Origin of the sequence: Streptomyces sp. NPDC029044 (assembly GCF_040637495.1) — a bacterium.
GTDB lineage: Bacteria > Actinomycetota > Actinomycetes > Streptomycetales > Streptomycetaceae > Streptomyces.
On sequence record NZ_JBEZWN010000006.1, the window covers coordinates 78,902 to 91,521 of the forward strand.

The window sequence follows — 12,620 nt, forward strand, 5'->3', positions numbered from 1 at the left end:
CCTGCCGGGCGGAACGGATCGACGGCCGCTGGTACGCGGGCAACAGCCGCACCCTGACAGCCGCAGGGCTCCGAGGCCCTCCAGGTCGCCGCCGGGCTCAGTCCGGCCGCTCCGCCAGCAGTCGCAGCAGCTGCTCCGCCTCCGCCCGGCGGGCCCGCACCGCCTCGCCCTCGCCGTCCCCGGCCTCCGCTCCGCCGTGTCCCTCGTAGGCCGCCAGCACGCCACGCGCGCGTGCCACCGCGTCGGCGGGGCGGCCCAGGTCGGCCTCCAGCCGGCCCGCGGTGAGTTCCGCGCCGGTGCGGCTGTGCAGGGCACCGTCGCCGAGGGTGGCGAACACCTCGGCCGAGAGCACCACTTGGGCCAGCGCTTCCTCGAACACCTCGCGGACCGGGGCGTCCTCGGCGTCCTCGGCGTCCTGGGCGTCCTCGGGGACGGAGCGGGCCAGCAGGTCGCCGAACTGCCGGTGAGTGTGGCCGAGTTCGGCGACGAGCTGCTGCCGGGACTCCTCGTCGGTGGCTGCCTCCCGCGCCGCCTCGCACTCCCGGACGGCGTCCGCCATCAGGCCGCGCGCCTTTCCCACCCCGTCCTCCGCGCCCAGTGCCAGCCAGGCGCGGGCGCGCAGGGAGCGGATCAGGCCGTGGGGGTTGCCCAGTTCGCGCCACAGGCCGCCCGCGCGCGCGTAGGCCTGGTCCGCCTCCGCCGCCATCCCGGCCTGCCCGAGGGACTCCCCGGCCAGGTGGGCGAGGGTCGCGTGGTCGTGCTGCTCGGGCCAGTGCCGGGCGATCTCGGCGGCCTGAAGGCGCCGTTCGGCGGCGGCCCGGTGCTCGCCGAGCTCGCTCAGGCAGTCGCCGAGCCACCACTGCGTCTGCACGACCGCCCCGTCGCCGTGCGTCTCGGCGGTCAGGTCGGGCAGCGCCGACTCCAGCACCTCCGCGGCCTCGGCCCACCGCCCCTGCCGCAGCAGGAAGCCACCGAGCTGCTGTCGCGCCCAGGCCCCCAGCGTCGCCGACTCGCCGGCCTCGTCGGCCCAGTGCGCGGCCTCCAGGGCGTGCCGGGCGGCCTCCCCGGCCTCGCCCCGGCCGCCGACCACCTCGGCGAGCTGAAGGTGCAGCTGGGCCCGCCCGGGCGCCTCCAGTTGCGCACCGCCGTGCTCCAGGGCGGCCCGCAGCGCCCGTTCCGCCTCCGCCATGTCGCCGAGGTGGTGCGCCAGTGAGGCGAGCCGGGCCTCGTACTCCACCGCGAACCACGGCAGGCCCGCCGCCACGAACGCCGCAGCGCCCCGCGCGAACAGCTCCGCGGCCCTCTGAACATCCCCGGCCAGACCCGCCAGCTCCCCGAGCATCGCCCGGGCCTCGGCGACCCGGGCGGCCAGCCGTACGTCCTCCCCGGCCCGGCCCTCGACGAGTGCGAGGACCTCCCGGACGGCGGCCTCGGCCTCGGCGAGGGTCGCCGGGTCGTCCTCGACGCCGTGCGCGCGGCGCGTCAGGATCCGGGCCCGGCTCATCACGACGGACGCCGTCTGCCGGATGCCCGTGCCATCGGCGGCGTACAGCGCGAGGACCTCGTCGTAGGGGCCGGTCACCGCCGCGACGGCGTCGTCCACGTCACCCGCGAGTGCGCGGACGTACGCCCCACGCGCGCGTGCCGCGAGGGCCTCGCCCGGGTCGCCCGCTTCCGCGTAGAGGCCGGCGGCCCGCTCGAAGAGCCCGGTGCCCTCGGGGCCGAGGGACATCGCCTCGTGGTCGGCCATCTCGGCACGGTCGCGCGGGTCGAGCCGGACGTCCCCAGCCGCCGCGGCGGCAGCCGCCCACGCCTCCACGGCGCCCGGCCGCAGGGTGTCCGACAGCCGCCGTGCCTCGGCGAGCAGTGCGGGCAGGTCCGGCTGCCCGGTGGCGGGGCCCGCAGTCGCGGTGGGAGGGGGCGGGGGAGCCGGCGCCGGCCGTACCGACCGCACTCCCAGCGGCAGCCGCTCCACCAGTGGTTGCCGCGCCATACGCGCGCGTGCCCGCTCGCTCACGTGCGCCGTGCCGTTGCGTTCGTCGAAGCGCGCCGCCAGGGTGAGGGCCACCTCGCGCGCGTGCGCGGCGAGTGCGCGGGCGGTCCACTCCCGGCCGGCCGGGCCCGGCACCTGCCGGTCGCCCAGCCCGAGTCCGGTCAGCCGGTCCATGAGCTGGGCGACCACACTCATGAAGTCCAGCTTGCTCTGCGGATGACCGTCGTCGGTGAAGTAGGACGGACGCTCCGCGAGCAGTTCCAGAGCCCGCGCCTCGTTACCGGTGAGCGCACAGAACTCCACGTGTTCCGCGTAGGCGCCACGCATGCTCTCCATCGCCCGGACGAGCCGGAAGCCCCGCAGATGGTTGGACCGGGCCTCCTCCTCGCGGCCCAGACGCAGCAGCGGCACCAGGGACGAGGCGAGGGCCGTGTGCGGCTCGTGGGCGCAGGTGTACTCGCCCTCCAGCACCGGCCCCCACAGCTCCAGCGCCTGCGCGTGCCGCCCCTGCTCCGCCTGCCACCAGCCCTGCCCGTGCAGCTCGCACGCGTGGCAGTCGGCCATGCCGTCCCGGTCGGCCGCAAGCCACGCGGCGTACGCCCGCTCGGCCCGCGCCACGTCCCCCACGTGCGCGGCCACACTGTGCTCGGCGCTGCGCACGGCCCGTTCGGAGTGCCCGGCGAGCCGGTAGCGGTGCTCCATCTCGCCGAGCCACTTCTCGATCGACGCGAGCGGAACGTGCGGCTGGTCGAGCATGCCGGCCGAGACCCACTCGAAGACCCAGTGCAGCGAGTGGGCCTCGTACTCGTCGAAGTCCTCGGGCCGTTCGTCCCACATGCGCAGCAGGCGCGCGAAGGGGACGAACATCTTCCCCTTCTCGGAGCTGTAGTTGTAGACCTTCAGCTGGTGGCCGAGCGCCTCGATGACGGCGAGCGGGACGTCCAGCTTCTCGGCCGCCGCCAGCAGCTCCTCCGCGCGCGCGTTGCGGGCCGGACCCTCCGGCTGCCCGGAGTTCTCCGCCATCGCCGCGCGCAGGGCGTCGAAGTCCGTGATCTCCGTCATGCCTGACCGTCCTCGCTGTGCGTGGCCCACTCCAGGAGGCCGATGAACGCGCGGTTGAGCAGCGCCGAGTCGGCCGGCCTGAGCGGCCGCTGCGCCATCAGCAGTGCCTGCCCGTAGAGCGACTCCGTGGCCGTGCCGATCAGCTCCGGGTCGGGCAGCGCGCTGATCCTCCGGACCAGCGGATTGAGGTGGTTGAGCACCAGACGCGCGCGGGGTGCGCTGCCCCGCAGGGAGCCCAGGATGCCCGCCCACAGGTCGTCGGCCCGCTCTTCGGCGTCCGCGCGGGCCTGTTCGTGCCGGACGTCCCGGTCGTCGAGGTGCAGGGCGGGCACGGACAGCGGGTGGAAGGCCCGCAGGACGACGTCACAGCCCAGCGGGTCGAGCCGGGCCCGGGCCGCCGCCAGGAAGCCGGACAGGGCCAGCTCCTCGGCCGGGTCGACCGCGTCCAGGTGCGCGGTCACCGTCTCCGCGTCCAACTCGGCGACCACGGTCCCCGGCCGCACCGACGGCAGCGCCTGAACCAGCTCGCTGTCGTAGGTGTAACCGCCGTTGATCACGCCGATGCCCTGCGCGGACGCGATGGGCGCGACCTGCCGGTACTCCTCGACGGTCCGGGTGAAGTGCACCACCGGGTGCCGCTGCGCGAACTCCTCCAGGGACAGCCGCCCGTCGGTCGTCTCGAACGGCAGCCACGGCAGCATCGTGCGCAGCATCTCCCGGTCGTGCCGGGCCAGCGACTTCACGCCCAGGTGGTGCACCGAGAGGAACGCGCCCAGCCGCTCCGGATCACCGGCCGCCAGCCCCGTCAGCCAGGCCCGGATCCGCTCGCCCAGCGCCTCCCGTACGGCCGCCAGCGTCTCGTCCTCGTACAGCGACTCGCGCGACGCCGTGGGCCGCAGACTGTCCGTGTCCAGCACGCAGCGCACGAAGAACGCCCAGTCGGGCAGCAGCTGTTCGGCCCGCTCGGTCAGCAGCATGCCCTTGAGGTGCACGCGGTGACCGGCGCGCTGGGCCGGGCTGACCGCCGACGGCAGCACGTACGCCACCCCGCGGATGCCGGCCAGCGGCACGGACAGGTCGATCGTGTCCAGCGGTGTGAAGCCGAACAGGCCGTGGCAGTGCCGGGCGAGGGCGACGCGCCGGGCGGCCGGGCCCGGATACGGACGGTCCCAGGGCGCCGGGAGGTCGGTGACCGCCTCGTCGCCGACCCGGACGTCGTAGGGCAGCAGCGACCCGAAGTCCCGGGCCAGCGCCTCGACCCGCCCGGACGAGAGCCACTCCGCGGCACCCGCCCGGGCCACCAGGTGCACGGTCGTGCCCGGTTCGGGCCGCTCGGCGTCCGGCAGCGTTCGCACGGTGTACGAACCGTCGTCTGCGGCCGTCCACTCCACCGGCGGCGCCCCGGGCGTCAGGGCGCTGCGGCTGACGACCCGGATCCGCTCGGCGACGACGAAACAGGCCAGCAGCCCGATGCCGAACTGCCCGAGGAAGTCGGACCGGGCCTCCTGAAGCCCCTCGGCGCGCTTGGAGCTGCGCCCGATGGTGGCGAGCAGGCTGTGCACGTCCGCCTCGGTGAGGCCCACGCCGGTGTCCTCGACCCGCAGGGCACCGCCCTCGGCGTACAGCCGGACCCGGGCCGGAGCGTCGGGTTCCGTCGCGCGTCTGGCCGTGATGGCGTCCACGGCGTTCTGCAGCAGCTCCCGCAGATAGACCTTCGGACTGGAGTAGAGGTGGTGGGAGAGGAGGTCCACCAGACCACGCAGGTCGACCTGGAACGTATGAGGTGAGGAGGGCGAATGGGGTGCCTGGGATGCCTGTGAGCTCTGGGAGTCCATCTTCACGGCGCCGGTGGGGGACTCGCGACGGCGCGGGGTAGGGCGGTCCCGGTGGGGCGGTGACCGCGGAAGGGGGCCGGGAGCGCGTCATCCTAAGGCCCGAACCAGCCGCCTGACCAGGGGTTTCCGGGACCTTTACGGCGATCCGGCCGTGGCCTGGGAGCCATTGTCAGTGGCGTGGTGTGCAATGGATCTCGTGCCCGCACTGGAAGAACCCCTGCGACAGCCGCTGAAGTCGGTGCTCGGCCCCGCCACCGCGAAGGTGATGGCCGAGCACCTCGGCCTGCTCACCGTCGGCGACCTCCTCCACCACTACCCGCGCAGATACGAGGAGCGCGGCCAGCTCACCCACCTCGCCGACCTCCCCATGGACGAGCACGTCACGGTGGTCGCGCAGGTCGCCGACGCCCGCCTGCACACGTTCGCCTCCGCCAAGGCCCCGCGCGGCAAGGGCCAGCGCCTGGAGGTCACGATCACGGACGGCAGCGGCCGGCTCCAACTGGTCTTCTTCGGCGCAGGCGTCCACAAGCCCCACAAGGAACTGCTGCCGGGCACCCGCGCGATGTTCGCGGGCAAGGTCTCCGTCTTCAATCGCCGCCTCCAACTCGCCCATCCGGCATACGAGTTGCTGCGCGGCGACCCGGAGGAATCCGTCGAGACGTGGGCGGGCGCGCTGATCCCGATCTACCCCGCCACCGCCAAGATGGAGTCCTGGAAGATCGGCAAGGCGATCCAGACGGTCCTGCCGACGGCCCGGGAGGCCGTCGAGCCGCTCCCGGAGTCCCTGCGCGAGGGCCGCGGCCTGGTGCCCCTCCCCGAGGCCCTGCTGAAGATCCACCGCCCGCAGACCAAGGCCGACATCGAGGACGCCCGCTCCCGCCTCAAGTGGGACGAGGCCTTCGTCCTCCAGGTCGCCCTGGCTCGCCGCCGCCACGCGGACGCCCAACTCCCCGCCGTCCCCCGCAGGCCCGCCCCCGACGGCCTCCTCACCGCCTTCGACGCCCGCCTCCCCTTCACCCTCACCGACGGCCAGCAGCGCGTCTCCCGGGAGATCTTCGACGACCTGGCCACGGACCATCCGATGCACCGACTGTTGCAGGGGGAGGTGGGTTCGGGCAAGGCCCAGCCCCTCGACTCGCTGGTGCTCACACCCACGGGCTTCCGTCGCATGGGAGATCTGCGGGTGGGTGACGAGGTGGTCGTGCCGGACGGAGGCATCGGGCTGATCGATGGTGTCTTCCCGCAGGGTGAGCGCGACGTGTGGCGCTTGGTCCTGTCCGACGGGAGTTCCGTCGAGTGCGACGACGAGCACCTCTGGATCGTCGGCACGAGTGGTGGTTGGCACCGTGGCCAGACTCCCAAGGTCATGACGACCCGGGAGATCCGTCTCGACACGTTCAAGGCCAACGGGTCCTCGAAGTGGTACATCCCGCCTGCGCAGCCGGTCGACCTCGGTGGCGACGCCGGGCTGCCCCTCGACCCTTACCTGATCGGGCTGCTGTTGGGGGATGGTTCATTCCGGCACGATCTCCGTCTTTCCACCATCGACGACGAGATTCGTGAGGCGGTGGCGGCGGCAGTGGCGCCTGATTGCCGGCTTGTACCGGTGAAGGGGTCCCACTGTGACTACACGATCCAGCTCAAGCGACGTGCTGGAGGCGTGCGGAATCCGGTCATCCAGGTCTTGCGCGAGTTGGGCCTCTGGGGAAGGACGTCCCACGACAAGTTCGTCCCCCCGGCTTTCAAGAACGCTTCGATCAAGGACCGTCTCGCCGTCCTGCAAGGGCTTCTGGACACGGACGGCACCGTCCAGGCCGACGGCCTGAGCATCTCCCTCTGCTCGGCTTCTCGCCGGCTCGCGGAGGACGTCGCATGGCTCGTGCGCTCTTTGGGCGGCCGGGCACGCGTGCTGCCCAGGAAGGCCGCGTACAACGTGCAGGTGTCGCTGCCGGACGCGTATCCCCCGTTCCGGCTCACCCGCAAAGCAGAACGCGTGCGTACCAGGCCGAAGTACAACACGTTCCGTCGCGGTATCCGGGCCGTCGAGTACGTGGGCCGCAAGCCCGTCCAGTGCATCAGCGTCGCCCACCCCAGCCATGCCTACGTCACCGACAACTTCACGGTCACCCACAACACCATGGTCGCCCTGCGCGCCATGCTCGCCGTGGTCGACGCGGGCGGTCAGGCCGCCATGCTCGCGCCCACCGAAGTGCTCGCGCAGCAGCACCACCGGTCCATCGTCGAGATGATGGGCGAACTGGCCGAGGGCGGCATGCTGGGCGGGGCCGAGCAGGCCACCAAGGTGGTGCTGCTCACCGGCTCCATGGGAGCGGCGGCCCGGCGGCACGCCCTGCTCGACCTCACCACCGGCGAAGCCGGCATCGTCATCGGCACGCACGCGCTGATCGAGGACAAGGTGCAGTTCCACGACCTGGGCCTGGTCGTGGTCGACGAACAGCACCGCTTCGGCGTGGAGCAGCGGGACGCCCTGCGCGGCAAGGGCAAGCAACCCCCGCATCTGCTGGTCATGACGGCCACGCCCATCCCGCGCACGGTCGCCATGACCGTCTTCGGCGACCTGGAGACCTCCGTCCTGGACCAGCTCCCGGCGGGCCGATCGCCGATCGCCAGCCATGTGGTCCCGGCGGCGGACAAGCCCCACTTCCTGTCCCGCGCGTGGGAGAGGGTCCGCGAGGAGGTGGAGAACGGCCACCAGGCGTACGTGGTCTGTCCCCGCATCGGCGACGAGGAGGACGACCCGAAGAAGTCCGGCAAGAAGAAGCCGCAGTCCCCGGAGGACGCCGCGGAGAAGCGCCCGCCCCTCGCCGTCCTCGACGTGGCCGACCAGCTGGTCAAGGGCCCCCTCAAGGGCCTGCGGGTCGAAGTCCTGCACGGCAGGATGCACCCCGACGACAAGGACGCCGTGATGCGCCGCTTCGCCGCCGGCGAGACGCACGTCCTGGTCGCCACGACGGTCATCGAGGTCGGCGTCAACGTCCCGAACGCGACCGCCATGGTGATCATGGACGCCGACCGCTTCGGCGTCTCCCAGCTCCACCAGCTGCGCGGCCGCGTGGGCCGTGGTTCGGCCCCCGGCCTCTGTCTCCTGGTCACCGAGATGCCCGAGGCGAGCCCGGCCCGCCAGCGCCTGGGCGCGGTCGCCTCCACGCTCGACGGTTTCGAGCTCTCCCGCATCGACCTGGAACAACGCCGCGAGGGCGACGTCCTGGGCCAGGCCCAGTCGGGCGCCCGGACGAGCCTCAGGATGCTCGCGGTCATCGAGGACGAGGAGATCATCGCGGAGGCGAGGGAGGAGGCGACGGCGGTGGTCGCGAACGACCCGGAGCTGACCCGCCTCCCGGCCCTGCGCACGGCACTGGACGCCCTCCTGGACGAGGAGCGGGAGCAGTACCTGGAAAAGGGGTGAGGGGGACTGACCCTCTTTCAGGGGCGCGGGGCGTAATCCGTATGCGGCTACCGCCGCCGGGGCGCGACCAGCCACAATGGACCTGAAGCCGCCCACGACCAAGGACCACAGATGACCCGCGTGATCGCCGGCACAGCCGGCGGACGTCGACTCGCCGTACCACCCGGCACCGGCACCCGCCCCACCTCCGACCGCGCACGCGAAGGTCTCTTCTCCACCTGGCAGTCCCTCCTCGGCGGCCCCCTGGACGGCGCACGCGTCCTCGACCTCTACGCCGGCTCGGGCGCGGTGGGCCTGGAGGCGCTGTCCCGGGGCGCGGGCCACACCCTCCTCGTCGAGGCCGACGCCAGAGCCGTCCGCACGGTCCGCGAGAACGCGAAGAGCCTCGGCCTCCCCGGCGCCGAGGTCAGATCCGGCAAAGCGGAACAGATCATCCGCACATCACCCCCCGACGCCCCGTACGACCTCGTCTTCCTCGACCCCCCGTACGCCGTCACGGACGACGATCTTCGGGAGATCCTCCTCACACTCCGCTCGGAGGGCTGGCTCGCCGAGGAAGCCCTCGTCACCGTGGAGCGCAGCACCAGAGGCGGTGAATTCCGGTGGCCCGAGGGTTTCGAACCCCTCCGGGCCCGTCGCTACGGCGAGGGAACGTTTTGGTACGGTCGCGCCGCCTCTACGTGCGAAGACGCACGATGACCGGACCGGAGAGCGAGGGAACACAAGTGCGCCGCGCCGTCTGTCCCGGGTCGTTCGACCCGATCACCAACGGACACCTCGACATCATCTCCCGCGCCTCCAGGCTGTACGACGAGGTCTACGTCGCGGTGATGATCAACCAGGCCAAGAAGGGCCTGTTCGAGATCGAGGAGCGGATCGACCTGATCCGCCGGGTCACCGCCGAGTACGGCAACGTCCGCGTGGAAGCCTTCCACGGCCTGCTCGTCGACTTCTGCAAGCAGCGCGAGATCCCCGCCATCGTCAAGGGCCTGCGCGCGGTCAGCGACTTCGACTACGAGCTTCAGATGGCCCAGATGAACAACGGCCTCTCGGGTGTGGAGACCCTCTTCATCCCCACCAACCCCACCTACAGCTTCCTGTCGTCCTCCCTGGTCAAGGAGGTCGCGACCTGGGGCGGCGACGTCTCCCACCTGGTGCCCCCGGAGGTCCTCGGCATCCTCACCGAGCGCCTGAGGAAGGACTGAACCGGCCCCGGACGCCCCGCGGGGCCTGACTGCCCGTCACCCGGTGTTCCCGGCCGACCCCGTGGCCGTACAGTCGTCCCGTCCGTCTCCAACGCATCTGTAGAGAGTGGCGAGCACACGGTGGACGTGCAGAAGAAGCTCGACGAGATCGTCTCCGCGGTCTCCGGCGCCCGGTCCATGCCCATGTCGGCCTCGTGCGTGGTCAACCGCGCCGACCTGCTCGCGATGCTGGAGGAGGTGCGCGCGGCGCTGCCCGACTCCCTCGCCCAGGCCCAGGAGCTGATCGGCGGCCGCGAGCAGATGGTCGAAGAGGCTCGCCAGGAGGCCCAGCGGATCATCGAGGGCGCGCACGCCGAGCGCGGTTCCCTGGTCTCCGGCACCGAGGTCGCCCGCCGCTCCCAGGCGGAGGCCGACCGGATCCTCGCCGAGGCCCGCCAGGAGGCCGAGGAGATCCGCGCCGAGGCCGACGAGTACGTCGACTCCAAGCTCGCCAACTTCGAGGTCGTCCTCACCAAGACCCTGGGCTCCGTCGGCCGCGGCCGGGAGAAGCTCCTGGGCACCGGGCCCGGCACCGACGAGCAGGGCTACGAGGACGAGGACGCCCCCGAGCGCAGCCACGACCCCGAGACCCAGCGCCGCAGTGCCGACGAGTACGTCGACGTCAAGCTGGGCGCCTTCGAGGCGGTCCTCGCCAAGACCCTGGAGGCCGTCGGCCGCGGCCGGCAGAAGCTGCACGGCCGGATCGCCAGCGACGACCTCGGAGCCCTCTCCGACGACGCGAGCACCGTCCAGCACTCCAGCGACGCCGACTACCTCGCCGACCTGGCGGCCCTGGCGGACCAGAGCCCCCCGGCCGCGCGTCCCGCCCAGCAGCAGGACTACGCACAGCCACAGCAGCCCGAGCCCGTGTACGGCTACCAGCAGCAGCCCGACCCCTACGGCGGCTACCCGCAGCAGGCCTACGCCGCGCAGCAGGACCCCTACGGCTACCAGCAGGCCGATCCGTACGCCGCCACCTCCGGCTACGCTCCGGCGGGAGGTGCCCCCTTCCAGGGCTACGACCCCCAGCAGGCCGCCTACGACCCGAACCAGGCCCAGCAGCAGCCGCAACAGGCATCCCCGGGGCAGCAGGGCCACCAGGGGTACGCCCTCGACGAGACCAGCCTCTTCGACACCAGCATGATCAGCGCCGAGCAGCTGCGGGCCTACGAGCAGGGCCGGGGTCAGGGCTGAGGACCGGATTGGGCCGACAGCGAAAGGTCCAGTATCCTGGCTCTTCGGTCGCGTGTACGTCCGCGATCAACGCTGCCCGGGAACACCGAAGGGCGGCGTCCCCGAGTTCTCACCGAAAGCAGGAATGGCCCTGAACGCCCGCCTCGACCACCGCAACCCCCTCGTGTTCGACACACACGAGCTGGGTCGGCGGCCTGGTGCGCTGCAGCGCCTGACCCGCACGGTCGACGCTCCCAAGGACCTCGGTATCAAGGGAGTCATCGGAGTGCCGGAAGGCGCCCCGGTGGAGCTCGAACTCCGCCTGGAGTCGGTCATGGAAGGGGTGCTCGTCACAGGCACCGCCCGTGCCGCGGCCGAGGGGGAGTGCGTAAGGTGTCTGGAGCCGCTCGAGCAGGAGCTCGAAGCGGAGTTCCAGGAGATGTTCTCGTACCCTGACGCCGACGACCGGGGCCGCGTGATCGCGGAGCCGGGCGACGACGCCGAGGACGACGAGGACAGGCTCTTCCTCGAGGACGGCTTGTTCGACCTCGAGCCCGTGCTGCGTGATGCGGTGGTGCTCGCACTGCCGATGCAGCCGGTGTGCCGGGAAGACTGCCCCGGGCTGTGCGCCGAGTGCGGCGCGCGGCTGGCGGACGACCCGGACCACCACCATGACGCCGTCGACATCCGTTGGGCGGCATTGCAGGGACTCGCCGGCACCATGAAGGACGGCGAGAAGGACGAGATGAGCGGCGCTGACGCGGAAGCGGGCGTCGACGAGAAGCAGGAGAAGTAGCCGTGGCTGTTCCGAAGCGGAAGATGTCGCGCAGCAACACGCGCCACCGCCGGTCGCAGTGGAAGGCTGCGGTCCCCACCCTGGTTGCGTGCGAGCGCTGCCACGAGCCCAAGCAGCAGCACATCGCGTGCCCGTCGTGCGGCACCTACAACAAGCGCCAGGTCCTCGAGGTCTGAGCGGCTGGTGAGAGGCACTGTGTCCACGCCTAAGAACAAGTCTTCCCGTGCGAGCGGGAGTGCTCCGGCGGACAACCAGGCCTCGTCCCACACGCTTCTGGAAGGGCGGCTCGGCTACAAGCTCGAGTCCGCCCTTCTGGTGCGCGCACTGACCCACCGGTCGTACGCATACGAGAACGGCGGTCTGCCGACCAACGAGCGCCTGGAGTTCCTCGGGGACTCCGTACTCGGCCTCGTGGTCACGGACACGCTGTACCGCACCCACCCCGACCTGCCCGAAGGCCAGCTGGCCAAGCTGCGGGCCGCGGTGGTCAACTCGCGTGCACTGGCGGAGGTCGGCCGCGGGCTCGACCTGGGCTCCTTCATCCGGCTCGGCCGCGGTGAAGAGGGCACGGGCGGCCGGGACAAGGCATCCATCCTCGCCGACACCCTCGAAGCGGTGATCGGCGCCGTCTATCTCGACCAAGGGCTGGACTCGGCGGCGGAGCTGGTGCACCGTCTGTTCGACCCGCTGATCGAGAAGTCCTCGAACCTCGGAGCCGGCCTGGACTGGAAGACCAGTCTCCAGGAGCTCACCGCGACCGAGGGGCTCGGTGTGCCCGAGTACCTGGTCACGGAGACCGGCCCCGACCACGAGAAGACCTTCACTGCTGCCGCCCGCGTCGGAGGCGTCTCGTACGGCACCGGCACCGGCCGCAGCAAGAAGGAGGCGGAGCAGCAGGCCGCCGAGTCCGCATGGCGGTCCATCCGGGCCGCGGCGGACGAGCGCGCCAAGGCGGCGAAGGCCGCCGAGGCGACGCAGACGGCAGCTGCTCAGGCCGCCCACACAGCCGTCGACGGCTCCGCCGACGGCTGACCGCCGCCGCCCGCACCGGGGCGGCGAGCACAGCGCACCCGAGCGCCCGCCCCTGCCC

At 72.2% G+C, this 12,620-nt stretch carries 9 protein-coding genes; 7 read left to right on the forward strand and 2 right to left on the reverse strand.

Annotation, left to right across the window (positions count from 1 at the left end):
- Window positions 1–97: 97 nt before the first annotated feature.
- Window positions 98–3,055, reverse strand: a complete 2,958-nt coding sequence (locus AB0E85_RS07980; RefSeq protein ID WP_361923826.1) for a tetratricopeptide repeat protein — start codon at window positions 3,053–3,055, stop codon at window positions 98–100.
- Window positions 3,052–4,890: an HSP90 family protein gene (locus AB0E85_RS07985; protein WP_361923828.1), complete on the reverse strand. Its 1,839-nt coding sequence runs from the start codon at window positions 4,888–4,890 to the stop codon at window positions 3,052–3,054. The genes AB0E85_RS07980 and AB0E85_RS07985 overlap by 4 nt, the downstream gene beginning before the upstream one ends.
- Window positions 4,891–5,077: 187 nt before the next feature.
- Here AB0E85_RS07985 and AB0E85_RS07990 point away from each other — a divergent pair, with 187 nt between their 5' ends.
- The 7 genes from AB0E85_RS07990 to rnc all read left to right on the forward strand — a co-directional run bounded on the left by AB0E85_RS07990 (window position 5,078) and on the right by rnc (window position 12,562).
- The gene (locus AB0E85_RS07990; protein WP_361923830.1) at window positions 5,078–8,317 is read left to right on the forward strand and encodes a helicase-related protein; all 3,240 of its coding nucleotides are present in this window, start codon (window positions 5,078–5,080) and stop codon (window positions 8,315–8,317) included.
- A 111-nt stretch (window positions 8,318–8,428) separates the two neighbouring features.
- Window positions 8,429–9,016 carry a 16S rRNA (guanine(966)-N(2))-methyltransferase RsmD gene (gene rsmD / locus AB0E85_RS07995; protein ID WP_361923832.1) on the forward strand — a complete coding sequence of 196 codons (588 nt, stop codon included), beginning with the start codon at window positions 8,429–8,431 and terminating at the stop codon, window positions 9,014–9,016.
- Between the two features lie 26 nt (window positions 9,017–9,042).
- The gene (gene coaD / locus AB0E85_RS08000; protein WP_361924052.1) at window positions 9,043–9,522 is read left to right on the forward strand and encodes a pantetheine-phosphate adenylyltransferase; all 480 of its coding nucleotides are present in this window, start codon (window positions 9,043–9,045) and stop codon (window positions 9,520–9,522) included.
- A gap of 120 nt (window positions 9,523–9,642) precedes the next feature.
- Window positions 9,643–10,755: a cell division initiation protein gene (locus tag AB0E85_RS08005; RefSeq protein ID WP_361923834.1), complete on the forward strand. Its 1,113-nt coding sequence runs from the start codon at window positions 9,643–9,645 to the stop codon at window positions 10,753–10,755.
- A gap of 124 nt (window positions 10,756–10,879) precedes the next feature.
- On the forward strand, window positions 10,880–11,530 hold the full coding sequence (locus AB0E85_RS08010) for a YceD family protein (RefSeq protein WP_359637518.1): 651 nt from the start codon (window positions 10,880–10,882) through the stop codon (window positions 11,528–11,530).
- A 2-nt stretch (window positions 11,531–11,532) separates the two neighbouring features.
- The gene (gene rpmF, locus AB0E85_RS08015; RefSeq protein WP_003951102.1) at window positions 11,533–11,706 is read left to right on the forward strand and encodes a 50S ribosomal protein L32; all 174 of its coding nucleotides are present in this window, start codon (window positions 11,533–11,535) and stop codon (window positions 11,704–11,706) included.
- A 7-nt stretch (window positions 11,707–11,713) separates the two neighbouring features.
- Window positions 11,714–12,562 carry a ribonuclease III gene (gene rnc / locus AB0E85_RS08020; protein WP_033313178.1) on the forward strand — a complete coding sequence of 283 codons (849 nt, stop codon included), beginning with the start codon at window positions 11,714–11,716 and terminating at the stop codon, window positions 12,560–12,562.
- The last annotated feature ends 58 nt before the right edge of the window (window positions 12,563–12,620 follow it).

Coding starts and splice junctions, on each gene's coding strand:
- AB0E85_RS07990 (WP_361923830.1), top strand. CDS start 5,078: ATGGATCTCGTGCCCGCACTGGAAGAACCCCTGCGACAGCCGCTGAAG.
- rsmD (WP_361923832.1), top strand. CDS start 8,429: ATGACCCGCGTGATCGCCGGCACAGCCGGCGGACGTCGACTCGCCGTA.
- AB0E85_RS07980 (WP_361923826.1), bottom strand. CDS start 3,055: ATGACGGAGATCACGGACTTCGACGCCCTGCGCGCGGCGATGGCGGAG.
- AB0E85_RS08010 (WP_359637518.1), top strand. CDS start 10,880: ATGGCCCTGAACGCCCGCCTCGACCACCGCAACCCCCTCGTGTTCGAC.
- AB0E85_RS07985 (WP_361923828.1), bottom strand. CDS start 4,890: ATGGACTCCCAGAGCTCACAGGCATCCCAGGCACCCCATTCGCCCTCC.